The sequence below is a fragment of the Hymenobacter wooponensis genome, from assembly GCF_004745865.1.
Classification (GTDB): Bacteria; Bacteroidota; Bacteroidia; order Cytophagales; family Hymenobacteraceae; genus Hymenobacter; species Hymenobacter wooponensis.
This window is the reverse complement of sequence record NZ_SRKZ01000009.1, coordinates 81885-98019: the sequence shown is the minus strand read 5'-3', so window position 1 is coordinate 98019 and position 16135 is coordinate 81885. Positions and strand designations below refer to the sequence as shown.

The following is a 16135-nucleotide window of genomic DNA, read 5'->3' as shown; positions in this document are numbered from 1 at the left end:
CCCGCCCGCCATTCTAAAACTTATTCTCCTTCAAAATTGATCGGCCTAGCCTCCTATGTATGGCTGCGCACTACACTTTATACTATGCCCAATTTTGCTCTTTCCGCTGAGTTACGCCAAAACTTTGCCCCCTCTACCAAGTCTGCTATGCGCCAGGAAGGACGGGTCATTCTCGAGTCGCTTAATCGCTATGGCGTGCAAAATGTGCGGGCCTTTTCTGAGTTACAGGCCGTTTCACCCACTGTCCGACAGCTGGTGACGAATCCGAACGTAGAGTTGGCGATGCTCTTCATTGATATCACCAGTTTTTCCACGAAAACTGCGACGATGTCAGCCGCCCAGATTGCCACCATCTTGGATGCTTACTACGCTCAGGTGCTGCCCATTATTTATGAGTTTGACGGAGAAGTCGAAAAGATTATCGGCGATGGGATTATCGCCGTTTTTGGCAAGCCCTTTACTCCGGGTCACAGCGCGTATCAGTGGCTGCAGGCAGCTGAGCAGTGTGCGGGAAAGATTGGGCGAGCTCGCCACAGCAGTCCTTATTCCGTAAAAATCGCGCTGCACTACGGCAAGCTCCTCTACTACCACAACAGCAAGACCACGGTGGACGAATTCTATGCTATCGGCCAGCCCATGACCGAGCTGTTTCGGCTCGAGGGCGAAGGCGTGGACAAGGAAATTTCCTATTACGTCAACGGAGGCTATGACCTACACCGCCGCGCGGGCCTCTCGGTTTTGGACCGGTGGTGGCTGGCCCGCGCCCCTCGCCCGGTCCAGCTGAAAGGAGTAGCTTTCACGCAGGTAATCGATTTATACTAAATGGACGAGAACCTGAAATTTCTGCTCACCACGGTCAACGAGTGGCTGCGGTTTCTGGAAGCCAAACACACCGCGCTCATTGCCCTGAACGGAGCCGCTATCATTGGCCTCGTGCAGAGCTTGTCTTCCATTGGTAACCCTTCTTTGCTGCTGCTGATTCCGTATTGGCTAATTCCGGGTCTTGTACTGGCCGTACTCACTTCCCTGTTTGCCATGACTAAATGGGCCAGCCTGGTAACGCCTTGGCACCGCGGCCAGCGGCTGCTCGTGCCCAATGCCCTGTACTTTGGCTACATCAGCGCCCTGAGCGTAACGAGCCTGCAGGCCGAGCTGGCGCGTGTGACCGGCCTGTCCCTGCCTATGACCGAAAGCCAGGCGTTGCTGACCCAGCAGATTCACACCAATGCCTGCATTGCTTACGCGAAACAGCGCCTGTTTCACTGGGCTATCACCTGCACTTTCAGCATTCTGTTGGGCTGTTTTACGGCTTTTTGGCTGATTCGGTGGGCAAAAGCGATCTGCTAGTGAATTGCCTGCCGGCCCATCGGATGGCGGTATACTCGCGCAGGTTAACACACCCGATTAGTTAACGACAACAATCCCTCGCACATGAAACTCATTATTCCCGCCCCCGTGACGACGTCCGACAGCCAGTGCTTGCCGTTGATCAGGCGCAGGGCCGCGACGCTGGTGGCCACGGTGTAGCCGCCTACGCGGTACCAGCCGCTGCGCGTCCCGTACTCGCGGTCCAACAGCCAGGCGGCCGAATACGCCGCGCTGGCGTGCTGACTCGGGAACGAGCTGTAATCGCCGCCGCCGTAGGGGCGCTCTACCCGCGTCAGGCGCTTGAGGTTGCTGGTGAGCGTATTGTTGATGGTGTAGGTCAGGGCAAACAGCAACGCCTGGTTCACCGTGCTGTGCTCGCCCCGCACGCCGGCCAGGCTGAGCCCCAGGGCCGCGGCGGCCGGCACGTGGCGCAACTGGTCGTCCAGGGTGGTGCGCACGGCCGGCACGTGCTCACCGAGTTCCTCGCGCACCGCCCAATCGGTCTTGAGCTCCAGCGTGTGGTGGGCCGGGCGGCCGACCCCCACCAACAGCCCTGGTACCAGCACGCGCCAGGTGGCCGGCCGCCCGGCCCACTGCGCCGCGCGCCGGAGCGGCGACGGCCGGGGCTCTACCTCCAGGCGCCGGCCCACGGAATCAGGCACAACAGGGGAATGCAGCACCTGCCCCGCGACGGGCGCTGGCGTCAGCGGGCAGACGGCCACGCCGACAGCGGGCCAGCAAAGACGAACAGGGAGCATACAGTGCAGGGGACAACCCCGGAAGATACACAAGGTAGCGGCACCGTTGGCCTATGCTAGGTGCGTTGTGCACCCGGTTCCTGCGTAGCGCATTCCCAAAAACGGCCCCATGCGCCGGGCTAGAAACCGCCGGCTTGGGAGTAGAGGATCCAGGCGCCGACCGCCGCGTAGAGGCCTAGTCGGAGCAGTTTTCGAGTCGGGGTATGATGCGCACACATACCCGCCTAACCATAATGAGAGCGGGCGTAGTTCCCCTGGCGCACAGCAGCAAAGACGCCGTCTGCAACGAGCTGCCGTCGCTGGGGCTGAGCACGAACCCCGCAAAGCCACAGGTCGTTTGGCCGTGGCGGGCCGCTTACTCGTAGCTGCCCTGCCGCGCGGTGCTGCTGGACCGCTACGAGTTTCTGGCGTTCTGCCCCGGTATAAAACGCTGACTCCTACGCCGGACTTCATCGGCCGGCAGGAACGGGATCCAGGATAAGCGCATCATAGTTGCCGACGCTGTCCTGGGCGTAGAGCGTAAGCCGCTCCAGCTGCACTTCCCTTGACAACCCTTGGCCCTGGTCGGTGCGCAGGCTGTCCAAGGAAAGCCGCCGGTGGGCGCCCGGGGCAAGGGTGCCTAATGCGGCCGCAAAGGCATCATTTACTTCCACTTGCGCGTGGTAGTACGTTGCGCGGGTGGGGTTATGGATCCGGATGGCCGTGCTGTCGAAGGCAACCTGCAAGCGGAGGGTCAGGCTATGCGAGCCCAGATTGCCACAGCCGGGCAGCAACAGTGCGGCTGCCAGACCGGCCAGGCCGATGAACCGATTAAAGGGCAGATACGTCTTCATGCCATACGAGCTAAAAATGAGCAGCGCCCCGGCCAGTAAATAAGGAGGGAAACCGGAGGTAGGAGAACACCCGGAAAGGGCGCGAAGCCGCCCGGACAGCGTTAGTAATAGAGGCCATGGCCATGCCAGCCCCGCCGGGCGTTCCATTCTAACGCCGGGGCGGGCAGGTGCACGAGGCTGGCTACGTAGAACACGCGCCGTAGCACCTGGGAGCGTGTGGGCACCCGACGCAGGTCCACGTCCACCGACAGGTAGTACTGGCGGTAGGCGCGCAGTCCGGCCGCCTGGTTGCGGGCCGGGTCGTTGTAGAGCAATTGGTCGGCCCCATAGCCGACTGCCGGCTGGAGCCAGCGTGGCCAGCGGCTGCCGGCCGGCAGCCACGCGCCCACGTCGGCACACACCCAGTAGGTTTGGCCGTTGTAGTCCTTGAGCAAGCGCTCGGGCAGGGTACGCCCCAGCACGTCGGGGCGCTGCGCGGCGTAGGGGCTGCGGTGAAACGATACCTTGGGCATCAGCCGCACCTGGCCCCAGGCCAGCTGCTGGGTCAGCAGGCCCACCGATCCGGCCAGGTTGGCCGCCAGGTCGCCGGGCGAGGCGCCGTAGGCGGGAGAGCGGCCGTCCAGCAGCTCAATCGGGCTTTGCAGCAGAAATCCTACAAAGCTCCCGTACCAGCGGGAGCGGCGCTCGGCCACCCCGGCCCAGCCCAGCAGGTCAACCGCGGCGCGGCTTTCGTGAAACGCGGTCCAGAAGTGGCCGGCTTTGTCTAGCTGCTTCCATTCGGGCCAGTCGTTAAACCAATGCAGCGGAACCCGCTCCCCGGTGTACCAGCTACGCCCCAGCAGGTACAGCCCCGCGGGATAGACCACCGCCACGCTGCCGGCCAGCACCGGCAACCGAGCGGCGTGACGACTGGAGTCGGCCAGACTGGGGACGTCCTCGTTCTTTGATCGGGGCACTTGGGCGGCGGCGGGGGAGGGCTGCAGCAGAGCCGCGCTTAGCCAGGCCGCGCTCAACAAGGGTCCACCTGCGGCCCGCCGCCACCCCGCCCCGCAGGGTAGGCGGCCAGTCAGGTTACAGCAGTACATCCTCCACGGGCTGTACGGGCGCGGGCACCTGCTGCTCGCCCAGCATCTGGCGCAGGTCAATCTCGATGGTGCGGCAGAGCGCCGTCATGGGCACGTCGTTCATGCGATTCTCAAACGGGTCCTCACTGATGTGGCCCACCAATTCCATGGTCACAAACACCCAGGACACCAGCACCGAGAACGGAATCGTCATCCAGTACTGCCCGTGGCCCAGCTTCTCGAACTCGGCCAGCAAGCCCAGGGGCAGCAGGGCAATAAAGAGCCAGACGAACGCAGCGCTGGAAAAGGCATACTGCCGGGGAAACGGTGTGTTTTTGATGCGCTCGCAGCCACCCTGCAGATTGGTGAGCTCCCGCAGGTCTTCGGTAAGGGTGCGCTGCTGCAACTCGGTGTAGAGACCGGCTGCCTGGCGCAAGTCATGGGTCTGCCGCAGTAACAACTGGGCCGGCCGATTGGCTACTGCCCGCAAGTACACGGACTCGTCCGGGCCCAGGAAAGGGGCCACCTCCGCCTCCCACCGCTCAGGCTGGCGGCGCAGGTGCAGGCGCAGGGCATTCACCCAGGCCAGGTGCCGGTAGATCAGCCGCTGCTGTGCGGCCACTTGCGCCGGCGTCAGGGCCGGCCCCAATGGGTCGGTATTGCCCAGTACCAGCATCGCCCAGCTGCGGCTGCGGTTCACGATACCGCCCCACAGCTGGCGGGCCTCGGAAAACCGATTATAGGAGCTGCTGTTCTTGAAGCCCACGTAAAAGGAGACGGCCACGCCGAGGATGCTGATGAGCTGCCAGGGAATGTCCAGCCAGCGTACCTGCAGCGGCCCGTGCAATACGGCCAGCAGGGTATCGTAGCCAAGAAAAATCAGCACGTCTTTCCAGGAATAGGCCCAGATAACACGCCAGTGAATGTGCTTACGGATATACATGCGGTAACAGCGGGGTAAAACAACGAAGGATCATCAGGCCGTGAGCAAGCCACTGGCCGGAGAACTGGACGGCCCGCCGCCTCAGAGCAGTCCGGCCAGCAGGTTGATGGCCAGCGCCACGATGCTGGTATTGAAAGCAAAGGCCAACAGGCCGTGCAGCATCACCAGCCGCCGCAGACGGGCCGAGGACACGGCCACGTCGGCGGTCTGGGCGGTCATGCCCACGATGCAGGCGAAGTAGGCAAAGTCCCAGTACGAGGTGGGGGGCTCCCCGGGAAACTCCAGTCCCCCCAGCGTATCCGGTGGGTCGGTCGCGAGGTTTTCGCTGAAGTAGGCGTGGGCGTAGCGCAGAGCAAACACGGTGTGCACCAGCAGCCAGGCCCCGACCACTGCCCCGGCGGACAACCCCACATGGTAGCTCACTTCGGGCCCGCGCATGGAAGCCAGCCCCGAAAGCAGCACCACCACGGCCAGCAGCGCGGCACTGCTGCCGGCCAGCACGGCCACGAAGGTCCAGGTCCGGCCGGGATCCTGCCGGGTGGCGACGCGCCGGATATGGGCCGCGTCGGCCCGGTACATGGCGGCCCACAGCAAACTCAGAATGCCGGAGCAAAACACGTCCCAGGCGGCCACCAGGCGCGTGGCCGCCTGCAAGGAAAACGGCAGCAGCAGCAGCCAGCTCAGGCCGCCCAGGCCGGCGGCTACGAGCAGGCGCTGCCGGGCCGAGAGGTGACGCAGATGGGCCAGCAGGTGCCGGGGGGAAAGCAGGCGTAAAACAGGCATAGGTCCGAGTAAACAATGGCCACTTGGTATGTTAGGGATGCCTCCGCCCAGGGCTGGCAGCCAGCGGGCTTAGCAAGCGGGCTATTTCTCGTAGACGGAAATCCTGCCCGTAACGCAATTGCAGCTGTGCCAAACGGGTGAGGCTCGTTTGGTACACGCGCCATGCGGCCGCCAGTTGAGCGGCAGAATCTGCCTTGGAAGCAGGAAGTGCCGCGCAAGCGTGCGCCAAATCGCGGCGTAGCAATGCGGTGGCGCGGGCAAACGGCGTGGCCGGATCCAGGCGGTGATTGGTGTGAAGATGATGCTGGCGGGAAACAATGGCTTCCAATTCGGGGAGCAGATGCTCCTGGCCGGGGCGCACCCGCCGGGCCAGGGCCCGCAGGGAATCGGAAGCGCTCCGCTCTACCGTCAGGTTGGCCAGATCCAGGCCGGCGTGGGTGTATTCCAGCGCCAGGTGGGCAAAGTCATGGTCGGCCCGGCCGTTCAGCGAGAGGCCGTCCAGGCTCTCCTGCAACCGCTGCAGAATGCCGGTGGCGGTGGCGTGCTCCACGGGCGCGTCTACGTGGCCCGAGTCGGCCGGGGCCACGGCCGGGCGCGCGGGTTCCGCGTGCTGCTCGTTGCGGGGGTGACCGCAAAAGCCCAGCAGCAGGGCCCCGGCCCCCAGCAACAGGATGCGTACCCGGCGCAAAGGTGCTAAGAAAGCAGGCATGGCAAGAGGGGGCTAATAGTTGATGTGCACGCCGTAGCTCTCGTCCCGGAGTACGTCTTTCCACTGAGCAATCAGGCGCTGGTAGGCCCGGCCCACGGGCCGTATCTTGCGGTCCAGGTCGTAGAGGCCCAGCGGGTTAACGCGGCCGTTGTTTTCGCGCAGGGCCGTGTCCCAGTCCACTTGGTCGAGCAGCGAGTACCAGGTGAAGCCCACCAGGGGAATGCCGTCCTGCTTGAGGCGGTAGGCGTTGGCCCACTGCCGCCAGAGCCAGTTCACGGCGTCGGGTTCCCACAAATTGGTTTCGGTGTGCATCAGCGGCATGCGGTAGCGGTCGTAGTACTGCTTGGCAATGACGTAGTAGCCGAACACGTCCCCGGCCGGGTAGGTGCTGCCGTCCTCGCGCACCATACGCTCGTTGGTGCGGTAGTAGTCCGTACCCATGATGCACTTGGCCTTGATGTTCTGGTCGTCAAACCAGTGGTACTCCGCATCCGTCATGCCGTTTTTGAGCAGGAACTCGTACATGGCCACGCTCACGGGGTAGCCGTAGGTTAAATCGAGGCTCAGGAAGCGCTTCTGATTGAGAAAGTTGGCCAGGGGCCGCGCGGCGGGCGTTTCGGGGTGGAAGTACTCGGCCGACTCGCTTTGAATGAAGGTGGCTCCCGGCTGCACGGCCAGGATGGCCTGCATGGCCAGCACATTGGCCCGGCACACGTGCTTGAGGGCCGTCACAAAGGCCTGGTCGCTGGCCAGGCACTCGTTCCACCAGCCGTACTGGGCCGAAAACATGGTGGTGACGAAGATTTCGTTGATGGGCGTGTAGAACTGCAGGTCCGGGAACCGGGCGGCAAAGGCCCCGGCGTAGGCGGCGAAGTGCTCGGGAAAGGCCGGGTTCTGGAAGTTGCCCAGCCAGTCGGGCAGCCCGAAATGCAGCAAGTCCACCAGGGGCGTGATGCCCAACTCGCGCAGGGCGCCGAAGGTCTCGTCGGTAAAGGCCCAGTCATACTGGCTGGGGCCGGTATGCACCCGGTAGTAGGGCGGGCCGTAGCGCAGGAACTCAATGCCCATTTCCTTGACCAGGGCGAAGTCTTCGCGCCAGCGCTCGTAATGGCCGGTTTTCTCCAGCTCGTCCACCCGCTGCCTCGTGCCGTCCGGCAGTTTGATAGTGGGGTAGCTGTTTTCGATGCCGGTGGCAAACATGAAGGCGCTCATGGGCTTGGGGATAAGTTTAAGCGGAAATGGAAAAGTGTGTGCGGGGAGGCGGTTACAAGATGCTGAGCCGGCCGCCGTCCACGACCAGGGTGGTGCCGTTGATGTAGTGGGCCTCGGCCGAGGCCAGGTAGCAGATGGCGCCGGCAATGTCTTCGGGGTGGCCTACCTCGCCCTCTATCTTCTCCTTGCCGCTTTTCACGTTGGGGTTATTCCAGAGCATGGGTGTGTCCACGGCCCCCGGGGCCACGCAGTTGGTGCGCACGTGGCCGGCCGGGTACTCCTGGCTCATGCCTCGCGTGAAAGCCTCCAGGGCCCCTTTGCTGGCCGCGTAGGGAATCACGTTGGCCGTGGTTTCCTGCGCATGCACCGAGCTGATGTTGACGATGGCCCCGCTCCGCATGTGGGGCAGGCAGAGTTTGCTGAGTAGAAACACGGCCCGCAGGTTCACGGCCATGACCAGGTCCCACTCATCGACACCCAATTCCGAAATCGGCTTGAAAGTCATCATGGCCGCGTTGTTGACCAGCACGTCCACCCGGCCGTAGGCATCTACTACGGTACTCATGGCCGCTTCTATCTCGGCCACTAGGCCTAAATCAACCTGGATAGCCCGGGCCAGACCGCCGCCTTCTGCAATGAGGGCCGCAGTCTCCTCGGCCGTGGTTTCGTCGCGGTCCAGGACGACGACGGTGCCGCCTTCAGCGGCCAGCTGCTGGCAGGCCGCCCGGCCGATGCCGGAGCCGCCGCCGGTGACGAGGCATATTTTGTCGGTGAAGCGCATCGCGTTGTTGGGTCGGGTTGTTTGGGTTGAAGCTACCTGAGGGTGGTGCGCACGATGTTGCTGTGCCCCTCGTAAACATCCTGCTGATTGAAGTGCTGCACGTGGTACTCCAGGGTGGTGCCGGCCGGAAAGGATTCCGTATCGATAAAGGGAGAGCGGGCATTCGTAGCCACTTGCTGCCAGGCGTCTCCCTCTGTTCCTACCCGGCGGTAGACGTGCACCTTTTCCAGCATTTCTTTGGAAAAGGCAATGTGCCGGCCGGCCGGCACCAGGGTGAGTTCGATGAGAAGCTTGTGCGAATCCATAGTAGGTCAGAAAATGTGGCCGGCTACACGAGCATGCCCAGAAGTAGAAAGACCAGAAAACCCAGGAAAAATGCGGAGGTTAGCCAGGGCGACTCCGGCTCCTCGTGGGCCTCGGTCAGCAGCTCTTCCGTTACCAGGAACAGCAGCGCGGCCAGGCCGAAGGAGAGCACCAGTTCCATGACGTTGTCGGAGGCGCCCTGCAGCACAGTGATACCGACCCCGGCCCCGACGACCAGCAGCCCCGACAAAGCAGCCACGACGCCCACGGTCCGGGCTTTGGGCTGCCCTTCCTGCTGCAACTCCACGGCCGTAGCCAGCCCCAGCGACAGCACCTCAATGGTCAGGGCAATGGCCAGCAATAGGCCTTCCTCGGCCCCGGCCGCAAAGCCGATGCCCAAGAGCAGCCCGTCGATGAGGATGTCGATGGCCACGCCCGTGAGCAGGCCCATGGGCAGCGGCGCCCGGCGCTGGTCCGCGGCTTTTTCGGTTTGCGAGGCCCACATGGTGCCTGGGGCGAAGTAGGGAAGTGGCGTGGCTTTCTCCTTTTCCGCCGCTTTGCGGGTCCAGGAGCGCAAGGCCAGCATCAGCCCTACCCCCGCCCCGAAGCCCAGGCCAACCTCCAGCGGACGGTGACGGGCCACGATGTCGGGCAGCAGCTCGACGGCCACCACGGAAAACACCACCCCGGCGGCGAAGTGCAAAATGGCGCTGCGAATGGCCGCGCCCGGCGGGCGCAGCACGGCCACAACGGCCCCCACGACCATGATGGCGGCGGGCACCAGGGAATACAGCAGCACCTGACTCCAGGAAGGGGGCGCGTCCGGCGTAACAGCCAGCAGAAAGGCGAGTAGCATACGGGGTTACATATTGAGGGCCCCGATGCCGGCCGCGTTCAGGCAGGCTTCCTTGAAGGCTTCGGCGTAGGTGGGGTGGGCATGCGACATCAGGCCCACGTCTTCGGCCGCGCCCCGGAAGTGCATGATGCCCACGGCCTCGGCAATGATGTCGGCAATGCGGGCCCCGATCATGTGCACGCCCAGAATCTCGTCGGTCTGCGCGTCGGTGAGCACCTTCACCAACCCTTCGGTGTCAGCCCCGGCCAGCGCCCGGCCGGAGGCGGAATACGGAAAGGAACCCACCTTATAGGCTTTGCCCTGCTCCTTGAGCTGCTCCTCGGTGTAGCCCACACCAGCTACTTCGGGCCAGGTATAGACCACACCCGGGATAAGCAGGTAGTTCACCTCCGGGGCCTGGCCGGCAATGAGCTCAGCCACGTACACGCCTTCATCGGAAGCCTTATGGGCCAGCATGGCCCCGCGCACCACGTCGCCGATGGCCCAGATGCCCGGCACCGTCGTCTGCAGGTCCTCGTTGACTTTCACGCGGCCCTTCTCATCCAGCTCCACGCCGGCCGCGGCCAGGTTCAGCCCGTCGGTGTAGGGCCGGCGGCCCACTGATACCAGGCAGTAGTCGCCTTCCAGCTGCAGCTCGGCCGATGGCCCGCCCTGGGCCGTGAGCTTCACCGTGTCGCCGGTCCGCTCCACGGCCGTCACCTTGTGCGAGAGGTAGAACTCCAGACCCTGCTTCTTGAGGGAGCGTAGCAGCTCCTTGCCCAGGGTGCGGTCCATGGTAGGGATGATGGCGTCAGTGTATTCCACGACGGACACCTTGCTACCCAGCCGCGCATACACTGAGCCCAGCTCCAGGCCGATAACCCCGCCGCCCACAATAATCAGGTGCTGGGGCAGCTCGCGCAGGGCCAGCGCCTCGGTGCTGGTGATGACACGCTCCTTATCCAGGGTGATGAAGGGCAGGGTGCTGGGCTTGGAGCCGGTGGCAATGATGATGTTTTTGGCCGTGAGCAGCTGCTTTTCCCCACTGCCCCCGTCGCTGGGCTCTACCAGCACGGTGGTGGCATCCACGAACGAGGCTACGCCGTGGAGTACGTCCACCTTGTTTTTCTTCATGAGGAAGACCACCCCGTCGCACACTTTCTTCACCACCTGGTCCTTGCGCTCCATCATGCGGGGCAGGTCGGCACGCAGGTTATCGGCATCAATGCCGTGCTCCGTGAACTGGTGAGTGGCTTTCTGGTAGAGCTCGGTGGATTCGAGTACCGCCTTGCTGGGGATGCAGCCCACGTTGAGGCAGGTGCCGCCCAGGGTGGGGTACTTTTCGATGATGGCCGTTTTCAGGCCCAGCTGCCCGCAGCGTACGGCCGCGATATAGCCGCCGGGGCCGGAGCCGATAATGAGAACGTCGTAGGAGGTCATGAGAGAAACGAAGAAGCTAGTCAGGTTAGAGGTGGGTTTCGTGCCGGGCAACGTCGCCGCGCTCCACTTGAATGGTCGCGTGCTGGATGGAATGCTTGCCCGTGACGTACGCCTGGGCGCGGGTCAGTACTTCCTCGTGCCCGGCGGCCTCGGCCAGCACGACGTGGGCACTCAGGGCATTGACGCCGGAGGTCAGCACCCAGGCGTGCAGGTCGTGTACGGCCGCCACGCCCGGCACTTGCAGCAGGCCCTGGCGCAGCTCCTCCAGGTTGATATCGGCCGGGGTACCTTCCAGCAGCACGTTCACCGACTCCTTGAGCAGGGCCCAGGTGCGGGGCAGGATGAACAGGCCAATGCCGGCCGAGAGCAGCGGGTCGGCGTAGTACCAGCCGGTGGTGAGCATAATGATACCGGCGGCAATTACCCCGATAGACGTCAGCATGTCGCTGAGCACTTCGAAGTACGCTCCCTTCATGTTCAGACTCTCGTCTTTGCCCTGCCGCAGCAAGTACATGCCGGCCAGGTTAACCGCCAGTCCGAGACCTGCGATCCATAGCATCTGCCCACTTTCCACCTGGGGCGGGTTCCGAAAGCGCAGATAGGCCTCATAGAGAATATAAATCGAAATCAGAATCAGCACCACCGCGTTGGTCAGCGCCGCCAGGATCTCAAAGCGGTAGTAGCCGTAGGTGCGCTGCGGCGTCGCCGGTTTCTCCCCGAAGCGGATGGCCAGCAGGGCCAGCCCCACGCCGGCCACGTCGGTGAGCATGTGGCCCGCGTCGGCCAGCAGGGCCAGACTGCCGGTCCAGAACCCGCCCACTACTTCCGCCAGCAGGTAGGTCAGCGTTAGAAAGAAGACAATGGTCAGTTGCCGCTTGTTGCGGCTGGCGGCGCTGCCGCTCATACCGTGGGACCCGCTCATGTCGTTTGGTCGTTAGGGTGGTGCGGGCCCTGGCGCAGCGCCCGGGGCATGGGCTCAACCACTGACAGGGTATGCTGCGCTTGTGGGGCAGCGAGAGAAGCAGGCGACGGGTTACCGGTACCCGGCGTGGAATAGTCCATGCGCTGAATGCGCACGGCATTTAAAATAGCCAGCAGGGCCACGCCCACGTCGGCAAACACGGCCTCCCACATGGTCGCCAAGCCGCCCGCGCCCAGCACCAGCACGATGCCTTTTACCACGAAAGCCAGCCAGATATTCTGCCACACCACGCGGTGAGTGGCGCGGGCAATGCGCCGGGCGGTGGCAATCTTGCTGGGGTGGTCGGTTTGGATAACCACGTCGGCGGTTTCAATGGTCGCATCCGAGCCCAGCCCGCCCATGGCAATGCCCACGTCGGCCAGGGCCACCACCGGAGCATCGTTTACCCCGTCGCCCACGAAGGCCAGCTTCCGCCCTTCGGTTTTGTACTGCTGCACGTAGCGGGCCTTGTCCTCGGGCAGCAGGCCGCCGTGGGCCTCGTCGATGCCCAGCTCCCGGGCGACGCGCTGCACGATGCTGTCCTTGTCGCCCGAGAGCATGACCAGCTTGCTGATGCCGTCGGCGCGCAGCTCCTGCACGGCGCGGGCCGCGTCCTCTTTCGGGGCGTCGGCCACAGTCAGGTAGCCCGCGTACTGCCCGTCCACGGCCCCCACCACGATGCTGTCCACCACCTGGTCTACTTCGGCCGGGTAGGCCACGTTAAACTTGCGCAGCAACTTGGTGTTGCCGGCCAGCACGTCGCGCCCGTCCACCCGGCCCCGTAGGCCGTGGCCGGCTATTTCCTCCACGTTCTCTACTGCCACGCCGGCGGTAGCCGCGCCGACGTGGGCCACGACGGCTTTGGCAATCGGGTGCGTCGATTTGGTTTCCAGCGCCCCGAGCAGCCGCAGCAGCTGGGCTTTCTCCAGTCCCACCGCCTGCACCTGCTGCACGGCAAACACCCCCTCCGTGAGGGTGCCGGTTTTGTCCATCACCACCGTATCCAATTCGCGCATGGCATCCAGGAAGTTGGAGCCTTTGAACAGGATGCCCGCTTTGGAGGCCGCGCCGATGCCGCCGAAGTAACCCAGCGGAATGCTGATGACCAGCGCGCAGGGGCAGGAAATGACCAGGAACACCAGGGCCCGGTACAACCAGTCCCGGAAGACATAGTCCTCTACCACGAAGGAGGGCACCAGCACCAGCAGCACGGCCAGCGCCACTACGATGGGGGTGTAGATTTTGGCGAACTTGGTGATGAACTGCTGGGTTTTAGCCTTGCGGCCCACCGCGTCCTGCACCATGGCCAGGATCTTGGCCAGCTTCGTGTCCTGGTAGCCTGCCGTGACGGCTACCTGAATCAGGCTTTCCAGGTTGACCATGCCGGCCAGCACCGGCTCCCCCGTTTGTTTGGTCTGGGGCACGGATTCCCCCGTCAGGGCCGCCGTATTGAAGGAAGCCGGTCCCTTGGTCAGCGTCCCATCCAGGGCTACCTTCTCGCCGGGCTTCACTTCAATGGTATCGCCTACCTGTACCTGTTTGGGATCCAGCACCAGGGACTGCCCGCCTCGCAGCACCGTGACTTCCGTGGCCTGGATTTCCAGCAGGGCCTTGATGCTGCGCTTGGCCCGGTTCACGGCCGCGTCCTGGAATAATTCGCCGACTGTGTAGAACAGCATCACGGCCACCCCTTCCGGGTACTCGCCGATGGCAAACGCCCCCAGCGTGGCGATGCTCATGAGCAGAAACTCGTTGAACACGTTGCCCGACGGAATGCTTTGCACGGCGGAGCGGATGACTTTCCAGCCCACCAGCAGGAAGGCCACCCCGTACCAGAGCAGGCGCACGTAGCCGGTAAAAAAGCCCACCGTATAGTAGTCGAGCGCAATGCCGGCCAGCAGCAGGGCCAGGCTCACCCCGGGCCAGAGGTAGGGGTTGTCCCCGGCCGGACCGTGGTCGTGGTCGTCGCCGTCCCCGTGGGAGTGGCCGGCGTGCTCGTCGGCCGGTTGGCCGGCCAGGTCCACGACCTGTTTGCCGGGGGGATGGTGGTGGCCCGTGTGGTCGTGGGTGGCGTGGTCGTGGCCGGGCACGTCGTGGCCCTCGGGCGCGGCGGCGGCCTCAGGCGTGAGCTGGTCCCGGCTCAGGGCGCCCACGTTGTCGAGCTGCACCTGCTTGGCGGTGTTGAGCTCTTCGTCGGTATTGGAAGGGGTTGGATCAGGCATAGGAAAGATGCATCCGGTGAAAAATGAAGACAGCAGCCGGCGGGCCGCTACCAGTCCACGAAAAAGCCGGCCAGGCCTACCAGCACGAGCACGGCCCCGGTCAGGCGACGCTCGTGGTGCGCCAGCCCGTCCAGGTTCAGGCGACCCAGCCCCCGGTGAGCCAGCGCGACCAGCGCGCACATGGCCGAGACCGAAGCCAGCAGGTACACCCCCATGAGCAGGGCCAGCGCCGCCGGGCCGTGGGTGCCGGCGGCCAGAAAAAACGTTTGAATTTCCAGGCAGGGCGCCAGAAACATGGTCGCCGCCAGCCCCAGTACCACCCGGCCGCGGGGCCGGGTCGGGGCCGGGTCCGGGTGGGCGTGTCCCGGCCCCGACAAGGCGTACAGCACGCCAATGAGCACGAGCAGGGCCGGGGCCGCCCCGCGGGCCAGGTGGGAGAACTGCGCCGACAAGCGCCAGCCCAGCAGCCCCAGCCCCAGGCCCAGCAGCACCGTGCTCAGCACGTGGGCCAGGCCGGCTACCAGCGTCACGCCCACGGCCCGGCGCAGGGGCCAGCGCTCGGCGCGCGCCACGGCCAGCACCGGCGCCCAGTGGTTGGGAATCGCGGCGTGCAGCAGGCTTAACAGCAGGCAACCGGTGAGCAGATGGAACATGGGCAGGGCGAAGAGCCGCGACAGGAACGCGGCCGGATTAGGGGAGAAAATGCGCGGCTATTCTTCTTCTTCCGCGTTTTTGAGCTTGGCCAGCAGCGAGTACGCGCCCTCCACCACGACCTGCGCCGCCGCAGTGCCTTGCGGCAGACGGACTTCGGTGTAGCCGTTTTCGCTTACCCCCGCCGTCACGGGCACCATGCGGTAGTGCGTTTCCTGGTTTTTTCCTGCCGGACCTTCGGCCACGAACACGTAGCTCTTTCCCCCAAACTGCACCAGGGCCTTGTCGGGCAGGGAGGGCAACGTGGCCGAGTTGGTTTCGATAGTGGCCCGCACGTAGGTGCCGGGCAGGCGGCTGGCGTCTTCCCGGCTCAGGTGGGCGTACACGCGCACCGTGCGGTCCTCGCTCACGGCGCGGCCAATCACATACACCTTCGCCCGGTGCTCGGCCCCGGCCGAATCATTGGCCAGGGTGTAGCGCACGGTCTGGCCCACGCGCACCTGCGGCACGTCCTTCTCGAACACAGTGAGCACCACGTCCAGGTGGGCCGGGTCCACGATTTCAAACAGCACGTCGGTCGAGGTCACGCTTTGCCCGGCGCTGGCATTCACGGTTTTCAGGAAGCCGCCGCGCGGGGCCCGCACCGGGGCCGTCGTGGTAATCTTGCCGCCCACCGGCAGGCCCGCCAGGCGCAGGCGGGCGGCTTGCGCCGCCACCTGGGTCTGCATGGCTCGGTATTCGGCACGGGCCCTCTGGAAATTTTTCTGCGGGGCTACTTCCTGGCGGTAGAGCTCCTGCTGGCGCTCGTACTCGGCGCGGGCAAACTCCAGCTGGCTGCTGGTTTCCAGGTAATCCTGCTGGAGCTGCACAAACTCGGGGTTGCGCACCGTCGCCAGCACCTGCCCGGCCTGCACGCGGCTGCCCTGTAGCAGGGTCGTCCGCTCCACGATGCCCCCAAGCAGGGCGCTGACGGCCACCGCGTTTTCCGGGGGCGCGTCGAGCGTGCCGTTGACTTTGAGCGTGCCGCTGAGCACCCGGTCTTCCACCCGGCCCAGCCGGATGCCGGCCGCCCGCTGCTCGGCAGCCGACAGGGTGGTTTCGGTGGCGTTTTCTTCGGCGGCGGCTTCGTTGCCCGCGGCCTTGGCGCCGCCAGCCGCTGTTTCCGTGGTGGCCCCGGCCGCTTCCGGTGCCGCCGTATCCGTTTTCTCCTGACCGCAACCGGCCAGCGTCAGGCCCAGCAGGGCCAGCAATGCGTATTTTGTCATGAAAGGG

General features: G+C 64.6%; 17 protein-coding genes. 2 read left to right on the top strand and 15 right to left on the bottom strand.

The genetic code is table 11. The features are described 5' to 3' along the window. Positions 1-84 precede the first annotated feature (84 nt). Together EU557_RS23735 and EU557_RS23730 are read left to right on the top strand one after the other, a co-directional pair. Complete coding sequence (locus EU557_RS23735; protein WP_135436995.1) at positions 85-822, top strand: adenylate/guanylate cyclase domain-containing protein; 738 nt, start codon at positions 85-87, stop codon at positions 820-822. Next, positions 823-1347 carry a Pycsar system effector family protein gene (locus EU557_RS23730; protein WP_135436994.1) on the top strand — a complete coding sequence of 175 codons (525 nt, stop codon included), beginning with the start codon at positions 823-825 and terminating at the stop codon, positions 1345-1347. It abuts the gene before it with no gap. 44 nt (positions 1348-1391) lie between these two features. Here the strand turns inward: EU557_RS23730 and EU557_RS23725 are convergent, their stop codons facing one another. The 15 genes from EU557_RS23725 to EU557_RS23655 all read right to left on the bottom strand — a co-directional run bounded on the left by EU557_RS23725 (position 1392) and on the right by EU557_RS23655 (position 16128). Then, positions 1392-2126, bottom strand: coding sequence for a phosphatase PAP2 family protein (locus EU557_RS23725; RefSeq protein ID WP_135532949.1), 735 nt, complete (start codon positions 2124-2126; stop codon positions 1392-1394). A gap of 449 nt (positions 2127-2575) precedes the next feature. After that, positions 2576-2959, bottom strand: coding sequence for a hypothetical protein (locus EU557_RS23720; protein ID WP_044019257.1), 384 nt, complete (start codon positions 2957-2959; stop codon positions 2576-2578). 101 nt (positions 2960-3060) lie between these two features. Beyond that, entirely contained in the window at positions 3061-4044 is a 984-nt protein-coding gene (locus EU557_RS23715) for a YfiM family lipoprotein (RefSeq protein ID WP_135532947.1), read from the bottom strand. After that, the gene (locus tag EU557_RS23710; RefSeq protein ID WP_044019258.1) at positions 4031-4966 is read right to left on the bottom strand and encodes a bestrophin family protein; all 936 of its coding nucleotides are present in this window, start codon (positions 4964-4966) and stop codon (positions 4031-4033) included. Before EU557_RS23710 ends, EU557_RS23715 begins: the two co-directional genes overlap by 14 nt. An 81-nt stretch (positions 4967-5047) precedes the next feature. Continuing rightward, positions 5048-5749 (bottom strand): DUF1345 domain-containing protein, encoded by a 702-nt coding sequence (locus EU557_RS23705; RefSeq protein ID WP_052381929.1) that lies wholly within the window; start codon positions 5747-5749, stop codon positions 5048-5050. A gap of 31 nt (positions 5750-5780) precedes the next feature. Continuing rightward, positions 5781-6458, bottom strand: a complete 678-nt coding sequence (locus EU557_RS23700) for a hypothetical protein (RefSeq protein WP_135436990.1) — start codon at positions 6456-6458, stop codon at positions 5781-5783. 12 nt (positions 6459-6470) lie between these two features. Further along, positions 6471-7670 carry a family 1 glycosylhydrolase gene (locus tag EU557_RS23695; RefSeq protein ID WP_044019260.1) on the bottom strand — a complete coding sequence of 400 codons (1200 nt, stop codon included), beginning with the start codon at positions 7668-7670 and terminating at the stop codon, positions 6471-6473. A gap of 52 nt (positions 7671-7722) precedes the next feature. After that, positions 7723-8451 carry an SDR family NAD(P)-dependent oxidoreductase gene (locus EU557_RS23690; protein WP_135532945.1) on the bottom strand — a complete coding sequence of 243 codons (729 nt, stop codon included), beginning with the start codon at positions 8449-8451 and terminating at the stop codon, positions 7723-7725. A 32-nt stretch (positions 8452-8483) separates the two neighbouring features. Beyond that, positions 8484-8756, bottom strand: a complete 273-nt coding sequence (locus tag EU557_RS23685; protein WP_044019263.1) for a hypothetical protein — start codon at positions 8754-8756, stop codon at positions 8484-8486. Between the two features lie 23 nt (positions 8757-8779). Next, complete coding sequence (locus EU557_RS23680; protein ID WP_135533000.1) at positions 8780-9520, bottom strand: ZIP family metal transporter; 741 nt, start codon at positions 9518-9520, stop codon at positions 8780-8782. A gap of 96 nt (positions 9521-9616) precedes the next feature. Continuing rightward, positions 9617-11029: a dihydrolipoyl dehydrogenase gene (gene lpdA, locus EU557_RS23675; RefSeq protein ID WP_044019265.1), complete on the bottom strand. Its 1413-nt coding sequence runs from the start codon at positions 11027-11029 to the stop codon at positions 9617-9619. Between the two features lie 25 nt (positions 11030-11054). Next, positions 11055-11951: a cation diffusion facilitator family transporter gene (locus EU557_RS23670; RefSeq protein WP_044019267.1), complete on the bottom strand. Its 897-nt coding sequence runs from the start codon at positions 11949-11951 to the stop codon at positions 11055-11057. Next, positions 11948-14212: a heavy metal translocating P-type ATPase gene (locus tag EU557_RS23665; RefSeq protein ID WP_081910975.1), complete on the bottom strand. Its 2265-nt coding sequence runs from the start codon at positions 14210-14212 to the stop codon at positions 11948-11950. The genes EU557_RS23670 and EU557_RS23665 overlap by 4 nt, the downstream gene beginning before the upstream one ends. Positions 14213-14259: 47 nt before the next feature. Then, positions 14260-14865, bottom strand: coding sequence for a hypothetical protein (locus tag EU557_RS23660; protein ID WP_044019269.1), 606 nt, complete (start codon positions 14863-14865; stop codon positions 14260-14262). 57 nt (positions 14866-14922) lie between these two features. Further along, positions 14923-16128, bottom strand: coding sequence for an efflux RND transporter periplasmic adaptor subunit (locus tag EU557_RS23655; RefSeq protein ID WP_125433377.1), 1206 nt, complete (start codon positions 16126-16128; stop codon positions 14923-14925). Positions 16129-16135 lie beyond the last annotated feature (7 nt).